Here is a 20200-nt window from a genome sequence, read left to right as displayed (position 1 = left end):
GAACACGAGATTCCATGTGGTGTCCAAATACTGGACGCCGGATCATTTTTTACCAAAACTTTCTCACGCACATCACCAGGCTCCGTGTCGCAGTTCTCCAGGGGCCGCTGATCCGACGTGCCCTCGGGCGCCGTCCTCCTCGTGGAAATCCCGTGATGCCGGTCCACCCGGCTCATTCTGCGTCCTCCGCACTCCGCGCCTCCCTGGCCATCAGCAGCACATCGGATCAGGTCCGTGCGCATCTGGTCGGCGATGACCCGGGCGACGGCCTTCCGGCTGAAGCAGTCCAGCACTGAGCGTTCCGAGCTTCGCCACAGGAGTGGGAGGCCCGGCTCGTCCTGGGGGTGCCGGTGGAGGACGAGGAGGAGTACGGCGGGGAGCGGCGGGGGCGAGTCGCCCGCCCACGACTTGACCCTCCCCTTGCCCTGCGCCCCTCGCGCCGGGGCGCGCCACGCAGGACACTTGACCCCGACGCTCGGTAACTGACGCTTGGTATCCGACGCTCCGGAGCCCGAGGTCCGGAGCGCGGCACTCGGAGGGGGACGCATATGCGGGACAGCCATCGGGCGGAAGCCGAGAGGCTGTTGGTGCGCGCCGTGGAGGAGGAGGCGCGGCGCACCGACGGACGGACCGACGTCGGTGCGCTGATGTCGCGGGCGCGGGCCGCGCTCGACACCATGGCCGCCGGCGCGGGCGAGGAGTACGCCGCGTACACGCGGGCGCTGGACTCGGTGGCGGCGGGAGCGCGCCCCGTCTCGGAGCGTTTCAGCAGAGCGACGCTCGGAACGCCCCTGCTGGTGACGGGAGTTGCCGCCGCTGCCGCGTTCGGCGCGGATCTGGCGCTCGGCGCGGGCACCGGCCTGGCGCTCGGCGCGGGCGCGGCCGTCGCGGTGGCCGGCACGGCGACGACCGTGGCGAAGGCGACCGTCTCGCACTGGCCGGCCGCCCACCGCCGCGCCGGAGCGGCCGGACAGCCGGGCGGGGCCGAGCAGTTGCGGCTCCAGTGGCTGACGGCCCTGGAGGTACGGGGCATCCGCCCGTATCTGGACCAGCAGCGCATGCTGGCCAACGCCGCGCGCGCCCCGAAGAAGCAGACCGCCTCGGCGGGGCGGCCGTTGCGCGGCGGGGACCGGAGCGCGGCGGCCCGCACCCGGGTGGTTCTGGAGCAGTCCTTCGGGCATCTCCCCAAGGCGGAGGGGCCGTTCACCGGGCGGCGGGCCGAGCTGGCGCAGATCGGCCAGTGGGTGCACGCGGCCCGCGCGTCGACGCGGACCCGGCCGACGGTCGTCGTGCTGCACGGTGCGCCGGGGGCGGGGCGTACGGCGCTCGCGGTGCGGGCCGCCCACGCGCTCAAGGACCAGTTCCGGGGCGCGTGCGTGGTCGATCTGCGCGGCCAGGTCGCCGGGGAGAGCCCGCTGCCGACCCGGGACGCCCTGCTGCACCTGCTGAACCGGCTGGGCGCGCCGCGCGAGCAACTGCTCTTCCGGGAAGGCGCTTCGGCCGAGCAGCAGGTGCGGCGGCTCGGCGAGCTGTACCACCAGCACCTCACGGGGACGCCGGTCACGATCGTGCTCGACGACGCCACGGACGCCAGGCAGGTCCGCACCCTGATCCCGGAGCGCTCGGACAGTCTGGTGATCGTCACCGCCCGGGAGCCGCTGGAGCTGCCCGAGGACCTGCCGGCCTGGGTGCACCACCTGCCGGTCGGCCCGCTGGACGCGGCGGGTGCGGAGGAGCTGTTGCGCGAGGTAGCCGAGGAGGAGGAGACCGGGCCGTACGACTACCCGTCCACGGACGCCGTCGTGGAGCTGTGCGGCGGGCTGCCGCTGGCGCTGCGGGTGGCCGGTTCCGCGCTCGGGGCCCGTAGCCGCCACACGCTGGCGGAGGATCTCGCCGCCTACGGTCAGGTGGACCCGGTGGAGCGGGCGCTGTGGCTGCGCTACACCGACCAGGGCGAGCACGCCCGGCGGCTGCTGCGGCGGCTCGCGCTGGCGGGCCGGGCGAGCCTGGGGGCGGCAGCGGCGGCGGCGCTGCTCGGGGCGGACGAGCAGGAGGCGGAGCGGCTGCTCACCGTGCTGGCCCGGGCGGGGCTGCTCACTCGCGTACGGGGGTCGCGCTACCGGCTGCACGATCTGGTGCGGGCGTTCGCGCTGGCCCGGCTGGTGGACGAGGAGGAGCCGGCCGAGCGGGCGGCGGCGCAGGAGCGGCTGCTGACGAACTACGCGGAGCTGGCCGACGCGGTGATCCGGATGGTCGACGGGAAGATGTCGACCCGCGCCGGACGGTTCGGCTCGCACGGTTTCGGTTCGCTGGACTCGGCGCTGCGCTGGCTGGACGACGAGTCGAGCTTCATCACGGCGGCGCTGCGGCACGCGGAGGGCGTCGACCAGGCCACGTTGCAGCATCTGCTGGGCGCCCTGTGCGACTACTGCCTGCTCCGCGGCGACCTGTACCGGCTGGGCGAGATCCGCGAGCTGACGCAGGCCGTGGGCCAGGGGCTGCTGGAGCGGTCGGTGCAGTGGCGTACGGGTATCGCGGCCCGGCAGCTCGGCGAGCTGGACAAGGCCCGCACCACGCTGTCCTCGGTCGTCGGGCTGTACCACGAGGCGCGGAACGACGCGGGCGAGGCGCTGGCGCTGTGCTCGTTGGGCATCACCCTGCACCACCAGGGCAATCTGACGGAGGCGGCGGCCCGGCTCGGCGAGGCGCTGGCGCTCCAGTCGTCCGGCGCGCAGGCCGAGGACCGCGCCTGGACCCTGCACGCCCTGGCGGCGGTGGAGCGCGACCGGGGTGATCTGGCGCGGGCGCTGACACTGCTGGCGGACGCGCTGCGGCTGCACCGGGAGGGCGAGTCGCTGCACGGTGAGGCGTGGACGCAGTTCCAGCTGGGGCAGGTGCGGCTGCGGACGGGCGAGGTCGGCCCGGCCGAGGAGGCGCTGAACACCGCCCTGGGGCTGTACGGGCGCACCCGCGACGGACGCGGCGAGGCGTGGGCGCTCACCCAGCTGGCCCGGGCCCGGCTGCTGGACGGCGATCCGGGGGCCGCCCTCACGCAGTTGCGCGAGGCGCTGGACCGGCACCGGGACAACGAGGACGCGCGGGGCGAGGCCTGGACCCTGTACTACCTGGGGCAGGCGCTGGAGGAGGAGGGGGACACCGATCAGGCGGTGCGTGAGCTGGAGCGGTCCCGCACGATGTTCTCGCGGATGCGGGACGTGTACGGGCTGGCGTGCGCCCGTCACCACTCGGGCCGGGTGACCCGGGACCAGCGGGCGGCGCAGACGGGCAACCTGCGCAACTCGGGGTTCGCCCGGCAGTTGCTGATGGACGCGCGGGCCGACTTCCGGCGGATCAAGGTGCCGTACGGGGAGGCGTGGGCGTGCGTGGAGCTGGCGTTGATCGACGCGGGCAACGGGCGTGCGCCGCAGGCGCTGGAGCTGTGCGGTGAGGCGGCGGAGCTGTTCGCCTCGTACGGGGACGCGCGGGGCGGCGACTGGGCCCGGTTCCTGCGCTGCACTCTGCTGCCGTACGCCTCGCCCGGGGGCATCGAGGTGGGCACGGTGGTGGCGCAGCAGGAGCTGGCCGAGCTGATCGAGGGCGGGCACCCGGCGCGGGACGGCAAGCTGGAGCAGTCGGCGGCGGCGTTCGCGGTGGCGCTGGAGCGGGGCGTGGACCTGGAGGACGGCTGGCAGGCGTGGCGGCTCGGGCTGACCCCGACCCGCGCCGCCGGCCAGATCATGGGCGTCACGTTGGAGCCGGCCCGGCCTTGACGGCACACCCGTGACAACACGGCCGTCACGACACGGGCCGTCACGACATGGCCGTGGCCCGCGCGGACCTGTGCGGGCGGACCTGCGCGGGCAGGCGTCGGAGACCGGCGCCCGTTCGTCACGGGTCGGCGCCCGCTCGGTCACGGGCCGCCGGGCGTCCGGCACCGGGGCCGGACGCCCTTCCCGTACGCGCGGCGCCGGCGCGGGTTACTTCCGGGTCGCGGCCGCCCCGTCGGCGGCGGGCTCGGCGGCCACCGCGTCCGGGTCGGGGGCCTCCTCGAAGTTGACCTTGCCCATGTGGCGGTTCATCGACTTCATCAGGGCCCACACGCCGACGGCCAGCGCCGCGAAGACGAGGAAGCCGAGGACGCCGGGGGTGACCTTGTTCTTGTCGAGCTCTTCGGCGGCGAGCGGGACGAGGTGCGTCAGTGCCTGGGTCGCGTACATATCAGGCATTGTCGCGGATGCCCGCGAAGAGGTCGCTCTCGGGGAGGGAGGTATCGACCCGGGACTTCGCCAGCTCGTACTCCTCGGTGGGCCACACCTCGCGCTGGATGTCCATCGGGACCCGGAACCAGCCGCCCTCGGGGTCGATCTGCGTGGCGTGCGCGATGAGCGCCTTGTCGCGGATCTCGTAGAACTCGTCGCAGGGAACGTGCGTGGTCAGCGTGCGTTCCACGCGCTCGAACTCCTCCCAGCGCTCCAGCCACTCGCCGTACGGGGACTCCAGCCCCCGGGCGAGGAGCGCCTCGTGCAGGGCGACGGTGCGCGGCCGGTTGAAGCCCTGGTTGTAGTAGAGCTTCATCGGCTCCCAGACGGGGCCGAACTCGTCCTCCGGGAACCGCTCCGCGTCGGCCGCACCGTCGAACGCGATCATCGAGATCGTGTGCGTCATGATGTGGTCGGGGTGCGGGTAGCCGCCGTTCTCGTCGTACGTGGTGATGACCTGCGGCCGGAACGCGCGGATCTTCGCCACCAGGCGCCCCGCGGCGGCCTCGGGGTCCTCCAGGGCGAAGCAGCCCTCGGGCAGCGGCGGCAGCGGGTCGCCCTCGGGCAGCCCCGAGTCGACGAAACCGAGCCACTCCTGCTGGACGCCCAGGATCTCCCGGGCCTCGTCCATCTCCTTCTTGCGCACCTCGTGGATGTTCTTCTCGATGTACGCGTCACCCTGGAGCTTCGGGTTGAGGATGGAGCCGCGCTCGCCTCCCGTGCAGGTCACGACCAGCACGTCCACCCCCTCGGACACGTACTTGGCCATGGTGGCCGCGCCCTTGCTCGACTCGTCGTCGGGGTGGGCGTGAACGGCCATCAGCCGCAGCTGCTCAGTCAAAGCTCGATCCTCAGTCATTGGTCGCTCTGGTCGATCATGGTTCGGTCAGGTCGATCCGGGTCGCTGTCGGAGCCGGTCCGGGTCTCTGTCTCACGAGGTGCCGCGCCCGCGCGGCATCGGTGCGGGGCGCGGTCGGACGCCGGGTGGGCGGCTTCTATAGTGACTGAACGAGGGGCCGGAAAATTCCTCGATGCCCGGTCCGGAGGGAACGATCATGACGACGGTTCGTGAGGCTCTGCCCGAGGGGCGGTACGGCCGGACCGAGGATCAGCGTGCGGACCGCAAGCTGAAGATCGTCGGATCGGTCCTGGGCGTCGCCCTGCTCGGCGTGATCGGGTGGATCGGCTTCGACTACGTCGGTGGCCAGGGCATCAGCGCCGAGATGATCAAGTTCAAGGTCGTCTCCGACGCCCGGGCCGATGTCCACCTGGAGGTCCGCAAGGACCGCGAGGGCCACGGCTACTGCCTGGTGCGGGCGCTCAGCGAGGACGGCTCCGAGGTGGGCCGCAAGGAGGTCCGCTTCGACCGGGCCGAGGACCGGATCGACGAGGTCGTGACCGTGGTGACCCGGTCCAGGGCGACCGCCGTCGAGCCGATGGGCTGCACCGCCGACGACGGCCCGACCGGCTGACCTCTGTTCCACCCCTGTGACCTGCGACGATACGGGTCGCATCGGCCGACTGAGGGGTGTGACGGTTTACCTTCTCCCCCTTTTCCTGCGGAATTGTTAGGCTCGTGGTTTCGCCCACCCGGAGAAGCACATGCTTCTGGGTAGGGCGATGCTTTGTATTCCCAGCACCGACGAGGAGCACCTGTGACCCAGACCAGCGAAAACGTCACCTGGCTCACGCAGGAGGCGTACAACCAGCTCAAGGCCGAGCTGGAGTACCTGTCTGGTCCCGCGCGCACGGAGATCTCCGTCAAGATCGCGGCGGCCCGCGAGGAGGGTGACCTCCGGGAGAACGGCGGGTACCACGCGGCCAAGGAGGAGCAGGGCAAGATGGAGCTGCGGGTGCGCCAGCTGACCCAGCTCCTGGAACACGCGAAGGTCGGCGAGGCGCCGGCCGACGACGGCGTGGTCGAGCCCGGCATGGTCGTCACGATCGCCTTCGACGGCGACGAGAGCGACACGCTGACCTTCCTGCTCGCCTCCCGTGAGTACGCCAGCACGGAGATCGAGACGTACTCCCCGCAGTCCCCGCTCGGCCTCGGCGTGAACGGCAAGCGGACCGGCGACGACGCGGACTACGAGCTGCCGAACGGCAGGACGGCCTCGGTGAAGATCCTGGCGGCGAAGCCCTACAGCGGCTGATCCGGCCGCACCACGACGGAACGACACGGGAGCCCCGGCCACGGACGGCCGGGGCTCCCGTACGTCGTGTACGTCGTCGAGCCGGCGCTCCCGTGCGCCGTAACGGCCGGGCCCCTGTGCGCCGTAACGGCCGGGCTCCCGTGCGTCGTGCACGTCGTAAGGCCAGGGCCCCCGTGCGTCAGCGTCCACACCCGGGCCGCACCCGGGCACCCGGGCCGCACCCGGGCCGTTCCCGCGGGCCGTTCCCGCGGGACCGGTCAGGAGCAGTCGCCGGTGCGGCCGAGCGTCTCCTCGGGCGTCACGCCGGGGCGGGTCCACTGCGGGGTGGGGCGGCTGGCCGGGCCCCAGCTCGCGGTCCCGTCCGCCTCGGTGCGCCAGTACCAGCAGGCCTGGCCGCCCTCGCCCGGATACCCCTCGCGGACGCTGCCGATCGTCGGCCGGCCCTCGGGCCGGTCCTCCCACGCCTCGCCGCGGCCGTAGGGCGTCAGATCGAGCAGGCCGAAGGAGCCGTTGGCCGTCTCGATGCCCCGGCCCGTCGTGGAGTAGGTGAGGAACACGCGCCCGCCGTCGCGCAGGAAGCAGGCGAGGTGCCCCATCTCGCCGCCGATCGGCGCGTCCAGGCCCCGCACCGAGTACCAGGGCTGGGTGTAGCCCATGAACGCGGTGAAGGCGGCCACCTCGTCCCAGGAGCCCGTGGTCACGACGGCGAACGAGACGCCCCGGGCGTTGAGGTAGACGGCGTCCCTCAGGTGCCAGACCGCGTCGGTGCAGCCCTCGCACTGGCCCTGGTGCGGTGCGCCGTCGTACCACATGTGCTGGTAGACGACGAGCTCCCGGCGGCCCTCGAAGAGGTCCAGGAACGGGACCGGGCCCTCGGGTCCGACGACCTCGGCCGTCCCGTCGACCTCCACCATCGGCAGCCGGCGGCGGGCCGCGGCGAGCGCGTCGCCCTGGCGGGTGTGGGCCTTCTCCCGGACCAGGAGCTCGTCCCGGGCGGCCTGCCAGGTGGCGTGGTCGACGACGGGCGGGGCGCCGGGCAGACCGGTGGCCGGTTCGTCCGGTGTGCTGGACATGGTTGCCTCCGTGGTGTCGGCGTGGCGGGCGTCAGACGGCGGCCGAGCGGTACTTGCGGACCGCGAGGGTACGGAAGACCACGATGATCAGCACGGACCAGAGGACCGAGGCGAGGATCGGGTGCTCCATCGGCCAGGCCCCGGTGACGGACTTCGGCACGCCCGGCATCGTGTTCCCGAAGAGCTCGCGGGCCCCGGCCACCGTGGCGCTGAAGGGGTTCCACTCGGCGACGTGCTGGAGGAACGTCGGCATGCCGGTGACCGGCACGAAGGCGTTCGAGATGAACGTCAGCGGGAACAGCCAGATCAGACCGCCGGAGGTCGCCGCCTCCGGGGTGCGCACGGACAGGCCGATCAGCGCTCCGATCCAGGAGAACGCGTAGCCGAGCAGGAGCAGCAGCAGGAAGCCGCAGATCACCTTGCCGAGGTTCTCGTGGGTGCGCCAGCCGACGATCAGGGCGACCCCGGCGAGCACGACGAGGGTGAGCGTGGTCTGTACGAGGTCGGCGAGCGTCCGTCCGGTGAGGACCGCGCCCCGGGCCATGGGCAGCGACCGGAAGCGGTCGATGAGCCCCTTGTGCATGTCGTCGGCGATGCCGGCGCCGGCGCCCGCGGTGGCGAAGGTGACGGTCTGGGCGAAGATGCCCGCCATCAGGAACTCCTTGTACAGCTGTGGGTCGGTCGAGCCGCCGATGCTGATGGAGCCGCCGAAGACATAGGTGAAGAGCACCACGAACATGATCGGCTGGATCAGTCCGAAGATCACCATCTCGGGGATCCGGGTCATCCGGATCAGATTCCGCTTGGCGACGACGAGGGAGTCCTTCACGGACTGTGTGAAGCCCCCGGCGGGGCTGGGGACCAACGAGGGGGCGTCCTTGGCGATCGCGCTCACCGGGTGTCCTCCTTGCTCCGGGAGTCGCGGGAGCGTTCCGCTACGGCTCCGTCGGGCTCCTCGTCCCCGTTCTCGCGCACCTCGGCCGCGTGGCCGGTGAGGGAGAGGAAGACGTCGTCCAGGGTGGGCCTGCGCAGGGCGATGTCGTCGATCTCCACGCCCTGGGCGTCCAGGTCGCGGATGATCTCGGCCAGCAGCTTGGCCCCGCCGCTGACCGGGGCGGTCAGCTTGCGGGAGAGCCGGGCGACGGTGACCTCTCCCTTGCCGAGGGCGGTCAGCACGGCCCGGGCGCGCTCGATCTCGTCCGGGCGGTGCACGACGACCTCGACGCGCTCGCCGCCGGTGCGGGCCTTGAGCTGGTCGGAGGTGCCGCGGGCGATGACCTTGCCGTGGTCGATGACGCAGATGTCGTGGGCGAGGCGGTCGGCCTCCTCCAGATACTGCGTGGTCAGCAGCAGCGTCGTGCCGCCCGCCACCAGGTCCTCGATCACGTCCCAGAGCTGCTGCCGGTTGCGCGGGTCGAGCCCGGTCGTCGGCTCGTCCATGAACATCACGGGCGGCGACACGACGAGCGCCGCCGCGAGGTCGAGGCGCCGGCGCATACCGCCGGAGTACGTCTTGGCGGTGCGGTCGGCGGCCTCGCCGAGGTTGAACCGGTCCAGCAGGACGCCCGCCCGGGCCTTCGCGTCCCGGGCGCTCAGGTGGTAGAGCTGCCCGACCATCTGGAGGTTCTCCCGGCCGGTCAGATACTCGTCGACCGCGGCGAACTGTCCGGAGAGCCCGATCGAACGGCGTACCTCGTTGGGCTTCTTCAGTACGTCGATCCCGGCCACGAACGCCGTGCCGCTGTCCGGGCGCAACAGTGTGGTCAGCACGCGTACGGCGGTGGTCTTGCCGGCGCCGTTGGGGCCGAGCAGTCCGAGGACCGTGCCTTCGGGGACGTCGAGGTCGACGCCGTCGAGGGCTCGTACGTCGCCGAAGGTCTTCACCAGACCTTCGGCGTGGATCGCACCTGGCATGGAGGGGCTCCCCCGTCACTCGCGGATGGTGATGGTGTCGCCGGTGGCGGCCTTCCGGTCCGATCCTAGGATCGGTGGGCAGCCACCGCTCGGCGAACGCGCGTATCCCCGGCTCCCGGCGCGCGACGAGCCCGCCCGTGCGCCCTCCTCAGCCCATCACCCGGAAGCCCGCCGCCCGCAGCGCCGCCTCGACCTCCGCGCAGTGCTGCGGCCCCTTGGTCTCCAGGTGCAGGTCGACCTCCGCCTCGGTCAGGCCGAGGCGCGGGTCGGTGCGCACATGGCTGATGTCGAGGACGTTGGCGTCGGCCACGGTCAGCGCGGCCAGCAGCGCGGCCAGCGCCCCCGGGCGGTCGGTGAGGCGCAGCCGCAGGCTCAGGTAGCGGCCCGCGGCGGACATTCCGTGCCGCAGGATGCGCTGCATCAGCAGCGGGTCGACGTTGCCGCCGGACAGCACGGCCACCACCGGCCCCCGGAAGGACTTCGGGTCGCTGAGCAGCGCCGCCACCGGGCTGGCCCCGGCCGGTTCGACGACCAGCTTGGCCCGCTCCAGGCAGAGCAGCAGCGCACTGGACAGCTCGTCCTCGGTGACCGTGCGGACCTCGTCGACCAGCTCCTCGATCAGCCGGTACGGTACGTCGCCGGGCCGCCCCACCTTGATGCCGTCGGCCATCGTGGCCGGGGCGTCGAGCGAGACGGGGTGCCCGGCGGCCAGGGACGGCGGGTAACAGGCGGCGCCCTCGGCCTGGACGCCGATGATCCGGACATCGGGGCGCAGGGCCTTCACCGCGACGGCGACGCCCGCGGCGAACCCGCCGCCGCCGATGCCGAGGACGATCGTGCGGACCTCGGGGCACTGCTCCAGGATCTCCAGCCCGACGGTGCCCTGGCCCGCGATGATGTCGGGGTGGTCGAAGGGGTGGATGAAGACCGCGCCGGTCTCCTCCGCGTACCGCTGGGCGGCGGCGAGGGTCTCGTCGACGACCTGGCCGTGCAGCCGTACCTCGGCCCCGTACTCCCTGGTCGCGGCGACCTTGGGCAGGGGCGCCCCGACGGGCATGAAGACCGTGGAGCGTACGCCGAGGAGCGACGAGGCCAGCGCGACGCCCTGGGCGTGGTTCCCGGCGCTGGCGGCGACCACCCCGGCCGCCCGTTCCACCGGGGTGAGGCCGGAGATCCGGACGTAGGCGCCGCGCAGTTTGAAGGAGCCGGTGCGCTGGAGGTTCTCGCACTTGAGGTGCACCGGGGAGCCGACCAGCTCGGTCAGATGGCGGCTGCCCTCCAGGGCGGTCACCCGCGCCACCCCGGACAGCATCTTCTGCGCGCCCCGGACGTCGTCGAGGATCAGGGCCGGGTGGCGGGCGGTCGTGCGGAAGCTCATGTCCACAAGTCTTGCAGCTCCGACCGGGCGCGGCAGACTTGTCTCATGGCGGCCTGCGGTGGTGTCCGCGGGTTTGTGCGGCACTGGTACTCGTTGCCCCGGGGCCGCGTACTCTGTCCCCCACCCATCCGACACCGCACGAAGAGAGCCCCCGGCCATGCCCCCTCAGGACATGACGACTGCTGCGTCTCCTTCCGGGCGCCGCCCCCGAACACCCGGGCCCCGACCGCCTGCTGGACTCGCTCCAGCACGAGGTGGCGGTCTTCGCCCGCCGTGCCGAGCAGACCCGCCTCGGCGGTGTCGGCCAGGTCCGCAACTCGATGGACCGGGCGGCGTACCTGCTGCTGAACCGGCTGGACCGGGAAGGCCCGATGGGCGTCAAGGCGCTGGCGGCCGGGATGGGCATCGACTCCTCGACGGTGACGCGGCAGGTCGCGCCGCTCGTCGACACCGGTCTGGTGAAGCGCACGTCGCATCCGGAGGACGGCCGGGCCGTGGTGCTCCAGCTCTCGCCGCGCGGTCAGGCCCGGCTGGAAGAGGTCCGGGCCTCGCGGCGCGAGCTGATGTCCCAGGTGACGGACGGCTGGTCGCGGGAGGAGCGGGACACGTTCTGCGCCCTGCTCACCCGTTTCAACGGGTCGTTGGCCGCCCGGCAGGCCGCGTACCAGCCGCCGCAGTCCGACTGACGGGGGCGCGGGCGGCGGTCGGCCCCGGGGCGCAGCCCCGGGGTTACGCCGGCCAGGTGCCCGTCACGCGCCTGGTCACCTGGGCGCCGGAGCGCTCGACGGCGGCCTTGACCACGGAGAAGATCGCCCCCTGTACGGCGGCGGCGAGGAGGATCTGCGGCCACGAGCGGCCCTCGTCGAGGGCGTCGGGCGCGTCGCCCTCGCCCTCGATGAGCTTCCACGTCTGCTTGAAGGCGGCACCCGCGATCATCCCGCTGACAGCACCCAGGACCAGGCCGACCGGCTTGTAGGCGATCTTGGCCCCCTTCATCGGGTGCGTCCGCGGCTGCGGCGTACCAGCAGGAAGGCGACCAGCAGGGCACCGCCCGTGAGGAGCGGGGCGCGGTGGGCGCGGACAGCTGTCGCGGCTCGCTCCGCCCCTTCCCTCAACGGATCGGGTGCCTTCACCGCCGCGTACCGGCCGGCGCGCGCCGTACGCTCGCGCAGCTGCGCGGTGACCCGCGCGGTCTCTTCCAGCACGGCGTCGGGTGTCCTGTCCTTCACCCGCTGCGCGGCCTGCTCCGTCAGGTGGCGCACCCGGCCGGATGCCGTCCCGGCCTTCCCGGCGGCCCGCTCCTTCACCGTGGCGATCTTGTCCCTGGCCTGCCCCGTGAGGTCGGCCTTCGCCGCGAGCGCCTCGACGGTCTGCCCGAGCTTGTCGCGCGTTCGCTCCACCTGTTCGCGCAGTTCCTCGGGGGTGGGCGTGCCCGTGTCGTTTTGCGATGCGTCGTTCATCGGTGTGCCTTCTCCATCGGTGTGCCTTCTCCTTGGGGCCGGGGCCGAAGCCGGGGCCCGGGCCGAAGCCGGGGCCCGGGCGCCTGTGGGTGGCTCAGCGCTTGCGCGAGCCGCCGATCCGGCTTCCTGCGCCGACGCCCGCGACGTGCAGGGCGAGGAGCACGAGGCCGAGCAGCATCACATTGCCCGACGCGAACACTTCGTTGGTGGAAATGTCGGCGGCGTTGATGAGGAAGGCGACGAAGAACAGAACTGCGGCTGCTATACCCAGCATGGGAGTTACTCCTTCGAATCGTGTCGTCCGTGTGCCCGGCATCGGGAAAACCAAGCCTCGGTGCGGAACAGCACTCGGCGTCAGAGTCCATCGACGAGCACCGTGAACCGACCTGGCCCGTGAAGCGACGTGGCGCAGGTTGCCCGGCTTCCCTGAAATCGGGCCGGAAAACAACCGATTCCGTGGGCGTATGCCGGATGGTCCGGGGCAAGAGGCTGATCAACGGTTGCTGAGGCAAAGGGCGGATCGCCAGGACGGGGCGAGAGAGCGAACCCGTGTCGGCGCTGCCCCGACGGCCGCCCTGAATACGTTTCATTCCTATCCATACGAACGAAGGAATTACCATGAGCGAGAACCTGTGGGGCTACCAGCCGAATGTCGGCCACACCGCCGGTACCGACCTGATCGGCTACAAGGTCGAGGCGACGGACGGCAGTATCGGCAAGGTCGACAAGCACTCCGACGATGTCACGTCCTCGTACGTGGTGGTCGACACCGGCGTATGGATTTTCGGCAAGCACGTTCTGCTCCCGGCGGGCACGGTGAGCCGGATCGACAGCGCCGAGAAGAAGGTCTACATCGACCTCACCAAGGACCAGATCAAGGACTCTCCGGAATTCGACAAGGACAAGCACATCGGTGACACGGAATTCCACCGCACGACCGGTGAGTACTACGGCCGCCACCGCCGCGTCTGACACGACGCCCAGCGGAACAGCGGGCGGGGCGGGAAGGCATCATGCCTTCCCGCCCCGCCCGCTGTTCCGCTGGTACGCCACCGCACGGAAGTCCTCCGTGCGGTGCCCTGTGAGTCCGCGGACCCGGCCCCTCTCGGGCGCGCTTCCCCGCACCGGCCGCGTCCGGGCTCTTGACCGGGACGGTGCGCCGGGGCTCGTATGTGGTCCATGGCAGAGCGGACGACCCACCGGGACCGGCTCCGCGCCCTGGAGTTCGAGGCCTTCGTGGCGGGCGCGGGCGGTCGTCTGCTGCACACGGCGACGCTGCTCACCGGCGAACCGTCGCACCCGCCGGGCGCGTACGCACGGGCCGAGCGGCTGCTGAACGCGGCGCTCGCCCGTACGTACGCCGACTGGGACGGGCTGCGGGGCGGTGACCCCTACGATCTGGCCCGCCGGGAACTGGCGCTCCGGTTCGCCCGGGAGGCCCGGCGCCATCAGCGGCCGCGCGGCGGTCCGCTGGACCGGCTGACCCCCGTCGAACGGCTCGTTCTCGTTCTGCGGGTGTACGAGGAGGTCGGCGAGGAGCAGACGGCGGCGCTGCTCGGGCTGCCGGGCGACCGGGTCCGCGCCGTGTGCGCCCGGGCGGTGGCGGCGCTGCGCGCGCCGCGGGGTGCCGCGGGTTCCGGGCGGGCGCCCGCGCGGGGTACGGCCGGGCCGCGGCCGGCCCCGGGCGCCCGGGCGGCGCCGTGAGCGCCGACCGCAGGGACCCCCGGGAGGAGCAGGTCCGCCGGATGCTGGACGGCCCGCACCCGGCCCTGCCGCCCGGCCTGGCGGCGCGGGCGGTGCTGCGTGGCGGGCGCCGGTTGCGGCTGCGCCGGGCGGCGCGGCGGACGGCGCTCTGCCTGCTGGCCGCGGCGTTCGCGGCGTTCCTCGTCTGGGCCGGGGTCGAGCAGCCGTGGGAGACGGAGCCCGCGCAGGTCACTCCCCCGTTGGAGGGCTGGTGAGCCGTTGGGGTCCGGGGGGCGACGCGCCTACGCTGGAGGGGTCGAGCGAGCCGAGGAGGCCGTGATGACCAGGAAGGTCGCGGATTGCCGCGAGTATCCGAGCGAGACGAACTGCACGCTCACCATCTCCGGTGAGGAGGACGAGGTCGTCCGGGCCGCGAGTGAGCACGCCGCGTCGGTCCACGGGCACGAGGACGGTCCCGCGCTCCGCGAGCAGGTCAGGGGCATGCTGGCGGACGAGAAGGTGGGCGCCTGACACGGGAAAGGGGCTCCCGCCGACGGGCGTCCGACACGTGAGGGGCGCCCGCCGGTTCCGGTGGGCGCCCCTCTCACTTCTGCCGGGTCGGCTTCACCTCCGCCGGGTCAGCCCAGCGCCTGGGTGAGGTCGGCGATCAGGTCGTCGCCGTTCTCGATGCCGACGGAGAGCCGCACCAGGTCGGCCGGGACCTCCAGCGGGGAGCCGGCGGCGGAGGCGTGCGTCATCCGGCCCGGGTGCTCCAGGAGGGACTCCACCCCGCCGAGGGACTCGCCGAGCGTGAAGAGCTTCGCCCGGTTGCAGACCTCGACCGCCGCCTCCTCGCCGCCCGCGACGCGGAAGGACACCATGCCGCCGAAGGCCTTCATCTGCTTGGCCGCGACCTCGTGGCCGGGGTGCTCGGGCAGACCCGGGTAGAGGACCTGGGAGACCTTGGGGTGCCGGGTCAGCAGGTCGGCGACCTTCGTGGCGTTCTCCGTGTGCCGGTCCATGCGGACGGCGAGGGTCTTGATGCCGCGCAGCACGAGCCAGGCGTCGAAGGGCCCGGCGACCGCGCCCATGGCGTTCTGGTGGTAGGCCAGCTCCTCGGCGAGTTCCGGGTCGCTGACGACGAGCGCGCCGCCGACGACGTCGGAGTGGCCGCCCATGTACTTGGTGGTGGAGTGCACGACGACGTCCGCGCCGAGCGCGAGGGGCTGCTGGAGGTAGGGGGAGGCGAAGGTGTTGTCGACGACGAGGCGGGCCCCGGCCTGCCGGGCGACCTGCGCCACGGCGGCGATGTCGGTGATCCCGAGCAGCGGGTTGGACGGGGTCTCCACCCAGATTGCCTTGGTGCGCGGGGTGAGCGCGTCCCGTACGGCGGCCACGTCCGAGGTGTCGGCCACCGAGAACTCCACGCCCCACCGCGAGGCGACCTTCGCGAACAGCCGGAACGTGCCGCCGTAGGCGTCGTTCGGGATGACCACGTGGTCGCCGGGGGTCAGCAGCGTACGCAGGAGGCAGTCCTCGGCGGCGAGGCCGGAGGCGAACGCGAGGCCGCGGCGGCCGCCTTCGAGGGCCGCGAGGTTCTCCTCCAGGGCCGTGCGGGTCGGGTTGGCGCTGCGGCTGTACTCGTAGCCGCCGCGCAGTCCGCCCACGCCGTCCTGCTTGTACGTGGAGACCTGGTAGATCGGCGGAACCACCGCGCCGGTGAGGGGGTCGGCGGTGTTCCCCGCGTGGATGGCGAGGGTTTCGAAGCTGTGCTGGTCGCTCATGAAGCCCGAGCGTAGTTCGTGGAGAGGGCCCTTACCGGCCACTCGCCGGTCCGGGGACAATGGGGTCATGGAGATTCTGTTGTTCCTGCTCGCGATGTGCATGTTCGCGGCGGTCATCGGCCCCTGGGTCATGCGCCGCCGGGGCGGTATCCGCCAGGTCGCCCCCGGTTCGCCGGACGCCGCCGACCCGGACACGTACGGCTTCGCCCGCCAGGAGGCGCTGGACGTCCGGATGCCCGGACCCGACCAGGACCTCCTGGACGTGCTCGACGTCGTCCAGGGCACCCAGGACTGGCGGGCGGCCTCCCAGCTGCTCGCCGGGACGCCGAAGGAGGGCGAGGTGCGCTGGCAGCGGATCCAGGCCTTCGCGGGCGCGGCCTCGCTGGAGCTGGCGCGGCGGCCCGGGGAGGGCGGCGCGTGGCTGCGGAACTGGCGCGCGGAGTCCCCGAAGGACGCGGGCGGTGCGGCGGTGCACGCGGAGTTCCTGGTGCAGCAGGCGTGGCGGTCCTCGGCGGCGGGGAGCGACGACTTCCGGATCATCCTGGAGGAGGCCCGTACGGTCTGCGGCGAGGCGGCCCTCCTCGCGCCGGGCGACCCCGTCCCGTACATCGTGGAACTGGCGGTGGCCCGGGGCCTGGGCTACACCCCCGAGCAGTTCGACCAGCTCTGGGTGAAGATCATCGACCGGGCTCCGGCCCACATGGGCGCGCACATCGCGGCGCTGCACTTCCACTCCGAGAGGTGGCACGGCTCGCGCAAGGACGCCGAGGCCTTCGCCACGGCCGCCGCCGCCCGTGCCCCGCGGGGTTCGCTGCTCGCGGCGCTGCCGCTGTTCGCGGTGTACGAGCACCTGCCGGAGGTCAACCTCGTGCAGGGCTTCTACCGGGGCCAGGTGGTCACCAAGGCGGTCGAGGGTGCGATGTTCGCGGTGCACGCGGCCCGCCCGGACGACCCGATGCTGGCCCATGTGCGCCACCTGCTGGTGCTGTTCCTGGTCCACATGGAGCGCTGGTCGGAGGCGATGCACCAGCTGATCCGGATCGACGGCCACGTGGGCGCGCTGCCGTGGACGGCGGACGCGGACCCGGCCGCGCAGTACACGGTCTACCGGGCGCTGGCGGTCGCCGGCTACGAGGCGAACGGCGGCAGCCCGGCGACACTGCCGCACTGATCTCCCGCTGTTCCGCTCTCCCGCTCTTCCGCTCTCCTGCTGTCCTGCTCTCCTGCTTCCCGGGCGACTGATCTCCTGGTCTTCGGGCGGTGGTCCCGTTACGCGGATCCGTACAGGATCACGGCCCGGTGGGCGCGGGTGCGGGGGCCCGGCCGACTGCCGTGGTCACCAGCGCACCGGCGACGAGCGCCGCGCCGGTCCCCATGACCGCCGTGACGCCGATGCCGTCCGCGACCAGCCCGCCGGCCAGCGCCCCGAGCGCGATGGCGCCGTTGAACACCGCGACGAAGAGCGAGGATGCCGCCTCGCGGGCGTCGGGGGCGGCGAGCAGCACCCAGGTCTGCGTGGCCACCGAGACACCGCCGTAGCCGAGGCCCCAGACCGCCATCAGCACGGCCGCGAGGGCCGGGGAGCCGCCCAGCCACGGCAGAGCGGCCAGGGTGAGCGCCAGGACCGTGCCGATCACCAGCAGCGCCGTGCGGGGTGCGCGGGCGGCTCCGGCCCCGGCGAGGAAGTTCCCGGCCACGCCCGCGGTCCCGTACACCAGGAGCAGGGCGCCGACCGTGCCCGCGCCGACGCCGGTGACGTCCTCCAGAACCGGCCTGACGTAGGTGTACGCGGCGAAGTGCCCGGTGACCAGGAAGCCTACGACGAGGAGGCCGGTGCGCAGCCGGGGGTCGCGGGTCAGCCGCAGCACCCCGCCGAGCGGAACGGTGCGCTCGGCGGGCAGCCGGGGCAGCAGAAGCGCCGCCGCGACCAGCACGACGGCCCCGAGCGCGGCGGCCGCCAGGAACGCGGCGCGCCAGCCTGCGAGGGCGCCGAGGTACGTTCCGGCCGGGACGCCCAGGACGGAGGCCACGGCGATACCGCTGAAGACCAGGGAGGTGGCGGCGCCGGCGGACTTCGCGGGGACCAGGCGCACCGCGAGCCCGGCCGCGACGGCCCAGACGCCGCCCATGCCGATGCCGACCAGCACGCGGGCGACGACCATGGTCCCGAAGTCCGGCGCCCAGGCCGCACCGAGGTTGCCGACGACCAGCACCGCGACCAGCACGCACAGGGCCGTACGCCGGTCGGCGCGGCCGAGCAGCGGGACGAGGGCCGGGGCCGAGAGCGCCGCGACGAGGCCGGTGACGGTGAGCGTCAGACCGGCCACGCCCTCCGGGACGCCGAGCGAGCGGCCCATCGGCGTGAGTAGCCCGACGGGCAGCATCTCGGAGGTGACCACCGTGAACGTGCCGAGCGCGAGGGCCACCACACCCGGCCAGCCGTGCCGGGAAGGCGCCGCGCGAACGGGCGGGGCGGGCGGGGCGGGCGGGGGTTCGTGAGCCTGTGTCATGGCTCCAGCCAACCGGGGGCGGTGAACGGGAACAACGGCCGAACTCTCATCCTTCTATGAGCTGTACTCATCGACCCGGACGGGATCCGGACCAGTGTCGGGATCCGGACCAGGGTCCGGTCCCAGGGTCCGGACTCATCGATCCGGACCGGATGCGGACCAGGGAGGCGGGGGACACATGAGCAACCCGGAGGTCCGGGAGCTGGAGGCGTTCCTCGCCCTGGCCGAGGAGTTGCACTTCGGCCGGGCCGGAGAGCGCCTCTACCTCTCGCAGAGCCGGATCAGCCAGCTGCTGCGGGCCCTGGAGAGCCGGATCGGCGGCCGACTGGTCGACCGCACGAGCCGCCGGGTCCGGCTCACCCCGCTCGGCGAACAGCTCCACACCGGTCTGCGACCCGCCTTCGACGCGATCGTCACGACGATCGACGAGGTGCGGGAGGTGGCGCGGGGTCTGGGGGGCGTGTTCCGGGTCGGCTTCCAGGGCACGGCGAACGACCCGTTCCTGCGGGCGGTCACGGCCTTCCGGGACGGGCATCCCGACTGCGCCGCCGAGATCGTGGAGATCCCGCTCTCCGACCCGTTCGGCGCGGTGCACCGGGGCGAGGTGGACGCGGCGGTGGTGCTGACGCCGGTCCTGGACGGCGCGTTGGCGCTCGGCCCGGTCTTCTCCACCCGGCCGCTGACCCTCGCCGTCTCCGACCGGCACCCGTACGCGCGCCGCCCCGGCATCGGCGCCGAGGACCTGGCGGGCTGCCCGCTCATCGGCGTCACCGGGGCGGCCCCGGAATACTGGCGGCTGGCCCAGGCCCCGGCCGTCACACCCGGCGGCCGCTCGATTCCGTCCGGGCCCTCGGTCAGCAGTCTGCAGGAGGGGTTGGCCCTGGTGCGGGCGGACCGGGGCGCCATGCTGCTCTGCGACCCGACGGCGGACTACTACGGCAGCCACGCGGTGGCCTTCGTCCCGGTGACCGGTCTTCCGGACTCATCCCTCGCGCTGGTGTGGCACCGGAACAACGAGACGGCCCGGACACGGGGTTTCGCCCGGGCGCTGGCGGACGTCGTCGAGGACGCCGGTGCCGCCGGGTGAACGGCCGGGCGCACGACCGGGCGAACGGCCGGGGCGGTTCTGACGCCCCGAGCCCCGCCCTGCCCCGCCCCGCCCCGCGCCCCGCCGCGCCGGAGCATCGGCCCCGGAGCCCCGGTCCGGTGCCCCGGCCCCGGCCCCGCCCCGGAATCCCGGCGGCCGCTCCCGTGTTGTACGTACCGAACACCGACCCCCGGAGGAGCCCCCGCATGTTCCTGAACCACCGCACCCCCGAGCTCCCCACCCCGGAGCAGGCCCTGCGCGGCCGCCCCGTCCCCGAATTCACCGTCCCCTCCCGCCACACGGTCCTCGGCAACCCGCTGGTGGGCCCGTATCCCGAAGGCCTGGAGGTGGCGGACTTCGCGCTGGGCTGTTTCTGGGGTGCTGAGCGGAAGTTCTGGCAGACCGAAGGCGTCTGGACGACGCTCGTCGGCTACCAGGGCGGCTACACGGAGAACCCCTCGTACGAGGAGGCCTGCTCGGGCCTGACCGGGCACACGGAGGCGGTACGCGTGGTCTTCGACCCGGCCGTCGTCCCGTACACGGAGCTGCTGAAGCTCTTCTGGGAGTCGCACAACCCGACCCAGGGCTTCCGCCAGGGCAACGACGTGGGCACCCAGTACCGCTCCGCGATCTACACCCACTCCCCCGCCCAGGCCGCCGCCGCCGACGCCTCCCGTGAGGCGTACCAGAAGGTCCTGACGGCGTCGGGCCACAAGGAGATCACCACGGAGATCCTCCCGGCCGATGGCCGCCCGTTCTGGCCGGCGGAGGCGTACCACCAGCAGTACCTGGACAAGAACCCGGGCGGCTACTGCGGCATCGGCGGCACGGGCGTCTCCTGCCCGATCGGCGTGGCCCCGGTCGAGGGCTGATCCCGGGGCCTTACCCCTGCGCCGGCC

The 20200-nt window shown here is 73.0% G+C and carries 21 protein-coding genes and 1 pseudogene; 11 read left to right on the top strand and 11 right to left on the bottom strand.

All coding sequences use genetic code 11. The features are described 5' to 3' along the window. The first annotated feature begins 548 nt into the window (after positions 1-548). Positions 549-3770 carry a tetratricopeptide repeat protein gene (locus AC3CH1_RS16610; RefSeq protein ID WP_488463658.1) on the top strand — a complete coding sequence of 1074 codons (3222 nt, stop codon included), beginning with the start codon at positions 549-551 and terminating at the stop codon, positions 3768-3770. Between the two features lie 207 nt (positions 3771-3977). Here the strand turns inward: AC3CH1_RS16610 and AC3CH1_RS16605 are convergent, their stop codons facing one another. Then, entirely contained in the window at positions 3978-4217 is a 240-nt protein-coding gene (locus AC3CH1_RS16605) for a hypothetical protein (RefSeq protein ID WP_488463657.1), read from the bottom strand. A 1-nt stretch (position 4218) separates the two neighbouring features. Then, entirely contained in the window at positions 4219-5100 is an 882-nt protein-coding gene (gene mca / locus AC3CH1_RS16600) for a mycothiol conjugate amidase Mca (RefSeq protein ID WP_488463656.1), read from the bottom strand. A 214-nt stretch (positions 5101-5314) separates the two neighbouring features. On the opposite strand from mca, the gene AC3CH1_RS16595 reads away from it, so the two are divergent. Further along, positions 5315-5731, top strand: a complete 417-nt coding sequence (locus tag AC3CH1_RS16595; protein ID WP_274032728.1) for a DUF4307 domain-containing protein — start codon at positions 5315-5317, stop codon at positions 5729-5731. Between the two features lie 183 nt (positions 5732-5914). Further along, entirely contained in the window at positions 5915-6412 is a 498-nt protein-coding gene (gene greA, locus AC3CH1_RS16590; protein ID WP_488463655.1) for a transcription elongation factor GreA, read from the top strand. Between the two features lie 257 nt (positions 6413-6669). On the opposite strand, the gene AC3CH1_RS16585 is transcribed toward greA, so the two are convergent. From AC3CH1_RS16585 to ilvA, 4 genes are all read right to left on the bottom strand, one after another. Then, positions 6670-7485 (bottom strand): DUF899 domain-containing protein, encoded by an 816-nt coding sequence (locus tag AC3CH1_RS16585; protein ID WP_488463654.1) that lies wholly within the window; start codon positions 7483-7485, stop codon positions 6670-6672. A 31-nt stretch (positions 7486-7516) separates the two neighbouring features. Next, on the bottom strand, positions 7517-8380 hold the full coding sequence (locus tag AC3CH1_RS16580; protein WP_488463653.1) for an ABC transporter permease: 864 nt from the start codon (positions 8378-8380) through the stop codon (positions 7517-7519). Then, on the bottom strand, positions 8377-9399 hold the full coding sequence (locus tag AC3CH1_RS16575) for an ATP-binding cassette domain-containing protein (protein ID WP_488463652.1): 1023 nt from the start codon (positions 9397-9399) through the stop codon (positions 8377-8379). The genes AC3CH1_RS16580 and AC3CH1_RS16575 overlap by 4 nt, the downstream gene beginning before the upstream one ends. Positions 9400-9547: 148 nt before the next feature. Next, positions 9548-10777: a threonine ammonia-lyase gene (gene ilvA / locus AC3CH1_RS16570; RefSeq protein WP_488463651.1), complete on the bottom strand. Its 1230-nt coding sequence runs from the start codon at positions 10775-10777 to the stop codon at positions 9548-9550. A gap of 157 nt (positions 10778-10934) precedes the next feature. On the opposite strand from ilvA, the pseudogene AC3CH1_RS16565 reads away from it, so the two are divergent. Beyond that, positions 10935-11463 (top strand): annotated as a pseudogene (locus tag AC3CH1_RS16565) (MarR family winged helix-turn-helix transcriptional regulator). 43 nt (positions 11464-11506) lie between these two features. On the opposite strand, the gene AC3CH1_RS16560 reads toward AC3CH1_RS16565, so the two are convergent. The 3 genes from AC3CH1_RS16560 to AC3CH1_RS16550 form a co-directional block, all read right to left on the bottom strand. After that, positions 11507-11773 (bottom strand): DUF4235 domain-containing protein, encoded by a 267-nt coding sequence (locus AC3CH1_RS16560; protein ID WP_488463650.1) that lies wholly within the window; start codon positions 11771-11773, stop codon positions 11507-11509. Next, positions 11770-12237 (bottom strand): DUF3618 domain-containing protein, encoded by a 468-nt coding sequence (locus tag AC3CH1_RS16555; protein ID WP_488463649.1) that lies wholly within the window; start codon positions 12235-12237, stop codon positions 11770-11772. Before AC3CH1_RS16555 ends, AC3CH1_RS16560 begins: the two co-directional genes overlap by 4 nt. A 94-nt stretch (positions 12238-12331) precedes the next feature. Continuing rightward, positions 12332-12511 (bottom strand): hypothetical protein, encoded by a 180-nt coding sequence (locus tag AC3CH1_RS16550; RefSeq protein ID WP_488463648.1) that lies wholly within the window; start codon positions 12509-12511, stop codon positions 12332-12334. 344 nt (positions 12512-12855) lie between these two features. Here AC3CH1_RS16550 and AC3CH1_RS16545 point away from each other — a divergent pair, with 344 nt between their 5' ends. The 4 genes from AC3CH1_RS16545 (at position 12856) to AC3CH1_RS16530 (ending at position 14451) form a co-directional block, all read left to right on the top strand. Then, positions 12856-13209, top strand: a complete 354-nt coding sequence (locus AC3CH1_RS16545) for a PRC-barrel domain-containing protein (RefSeq protein ID WP_488463647.1) — start codon at positions 12856-12858, stop codon at positions 13207-13209. 207 nt (positions 13210-13416) lie between these two features. Then, the gene (locus tag AC3CH1_RS16540) at positions 13417-13941 is read left to right on the top strand and encodes a sigma factor-like helix-turn-helix DNA-binding protein (RefSeq protein ID WP_488463646.1); all 525 of its coding nucleotides are present in this window, start codon (positions 13417-13419) and stop codon (positions 13939-13941) included. Beyond that, positions 13938-14195, top strand: coding sequence for a hypothetical protein (locus AC3CH1_RS16535; RefSeq protein WP_488463645.1), 258 nt, complete (start codon positions 13938-13940; stop codon positions 14193-14195). The genes AC3CH1_RS16540 and AC3CH1_RS16535 overlap by 4 nt, the downstream gene beginning before the upstream one ends. Positions 14196-14259: 64 nt before the next feature. Beyond that, positions 14260-14451: a DUF1059 domain-containing protein gene (locus tag AC3CH1_RS16530; protein WP_488463644.1), complete on the top strand. Its 192-nt coding sequence runs from the start codon at positions 14260-14262 to the stop codon at positions 14449-14451. A gap of 107 nt (positions 14452-14558) precedes the next feature. On the opposite strand, the gene AC3CH1_RS16525 is transcribed toward AC3CH1_RS16530, so the two are convergent. Then, a complete protein-coding gene (locus AC3CH1_RS16525; RefSeq protein WP_215107482.1) occupies positions 14559-15704 on the bottom strand; it encodes a cystathionine gamma-synthase in 1146 nt (381 codons plus the stop codon). A 67-nt stretch (positions 15705-15771) separates the two neighbouring features. Between AC3CH1_RS16525 and AC3CH1_RS16520 the strand changes: the two genes are divergently transcribed. Next, positions 15772-16875 (top strand): hypothetical protein, encoded by a 1104-nt coding sequence (locus AC3CH1_RS16520; protein WP_488463643.1) that lies wholly within the window; start codon positions 15772-15774, stop codon positions 16873-16875. Between the two features lie 118 nt (positions 16876-16993). On the opposite strand, the gene AC3CH1_RS16515 is transcribed toward AC3CH1_RS16520, so the two are convergent. Further along, positions 16994-18214, bottom strand: coding sequence for an MFS transporter (locus tag AC3CH1_RS16515; protein ID WP_488463642.1), 1221 nt, complete (start codon positions 18212-18214; stop codon positions 16994-16996). Positions 18215-18392: 178 nt separating this feature from the next. Here AC3CH1_RS16515 and AC3CH1_RS16510 point away from each other — a divergent pair, with 178 nt between their 5' ends. Together AC3CH1_RS16510 and msrA are read left to right on the top strand one after the other, a co-directional pair. After that, the gene (locus AC3CH1_RS16510; protein ID WP_488463641.1) at positions 18393-19301 is read left to right on the top strand and encodes a LysR family transcriptional regulator; all 909 of its coding nucleotides are present in this window, start codon (positions 18393-18395) and stop codon (positions 19299-19301) included. A gap of 206 nt (positions 19302-19507) precedes the next feature. Next, on the top strand, positions 19508-20173 hold the full coding sequence (msrA, locus tag AC3CH1_RS16505) for a peptide-methionine (S)-S-oxide reductase MsrA (protein ID WP_018956078.1): 666 nt from the start codon (positions 19508-19510) through the stop codon (positions 20171-20173). The last annotated feature ends 27 nt before the right edge of the window (positions 20174-20200 follow it).

It is taken from the genome of Streptomyces sp. MGP-P1 (assembly GCF_057766565.1).
The sequence above is the reverse complement of the archived record's forward strand: the minus strand, read 5'-3'. Positions and strand labels throughout refer to the sequence as shown.

Coding starts and splice junctions, on each gene's coding strand:
- AC3CH1_RS16595 (WP_274032728.1), top strand. CDS start 5,315: ATGACGACGGTTCGTGAGGCTCTGCCCGAGGGGCGGTACGGCCGGACC.
- AC3CH1_RS16520 (WP_488463643.1), top strand. CDS start 15,772: ATGGAGATTCTGTTGTTCCTGCTCGCGATGTGCATGTTCGCGGCGGTC.
- AC3CH1_RS16560 (WP_488463650.1), bottom strand. CDS start 11,773: ATGAAGGGGGCCAAGATCGCCTACAAGCCGGTCGGCCTGGTCCTGGGT.
- AC3CH1_RS16605 (WP_488463657.1), bottom strand. CDS start 4,217: ATGTACGCGACCCAGGCACTGACGCACCTCGTCCCGCTCGCCGCCGAA.
- AC3CH1_RS16550 (WP_488463648.1), bottom strand. CDS start 12,511: ATGCTGGGTATAGCAGCCGCAGTTCTGTTCTTCGTCGCCTTCCTCATC.
- AC3CH1_RS16545 (WP_488463647.1), top strand. CDS start 12,856: ATGAGCGAGAACCTGTGGGGCTACCAGCCGAATGTCGGCCACACCGCC.
- AC3CH1_RS16530 (WP_488463644.1), top strand. CDS start 14,260: ATGACCAGGAAGGTCGCGGATTGCCGCGAGTATCCGAGCGAGACGAAC.
- AC3CH1_RS16515 (WP_488463642.1), bottom strand. CDS start 18,214: ATGACACAGGCTCACGAACCCCCGCCCGCCCCGCCCGCCCCGCCCGTT.
- AC3CH1_RS16555 (WP_488463649.1), bottom strand. CDS start 12,237: ATGAACGACGCATCGCAAAACGACACGGGCACGCCCACCCCCGAGGAA.
- AC3CH1_RS16575 (WP_488463652.1), bottom strand. CDS start 9,399: ATGCCAGGTGCGATCCACGCCGAAGGTCTGGTGAAGACCTTCGGCGAC.
- AC3CH1_RS16610 (WP_488463658.1), top strand. CDS start 549: ATGCGGGACAGCCATCGGGCGGAAGCCGAGAGGCTGTTGGTGCGCGCC.
- AC3CH1_RS16585 (WP_488463654.1), bottom strand. CDS start 7,485: ATGTCCAGCACACCGGACGAACCGGCCACCGGTCTGCCCGGCGCCCCG.
- AC3CH1_RS16510 (WP_488463641.1), top strand. CDS start 18,393: ATGAGCAACCCGGAGGTCCGGGAGCTGGAGGCGTTCCTCGCCCTGGCC.
- AC3CH1_RS16540 (WP_488463646.1), top strand. CDS start 13,417: ATGGCAGAGCGGACGACCCACCGGGACCGGCTCCGCGCCCTGGAGTTC.
- msrA (WP_018956078.1), top strand. CDS start 19,508: ATGTTCCTGAACCACCGCACCCCCGAGCTCCCCACCCCGGAGCAGGCC.
- ilvA (WP_488463651.1), bottom strand. CDS start 10,777: ATGAGCTTCCGCACGACCGCCCGCCACCCGGCCCTGATCCTCGACGAC.
- AC3CH1_RS16525 (WP_215107482.1), bottom strand. CDS start 15,704: ATGAGCGACCAGCACAGCTTCGAAACCCTCGCCATCCACGCGGGGAAC.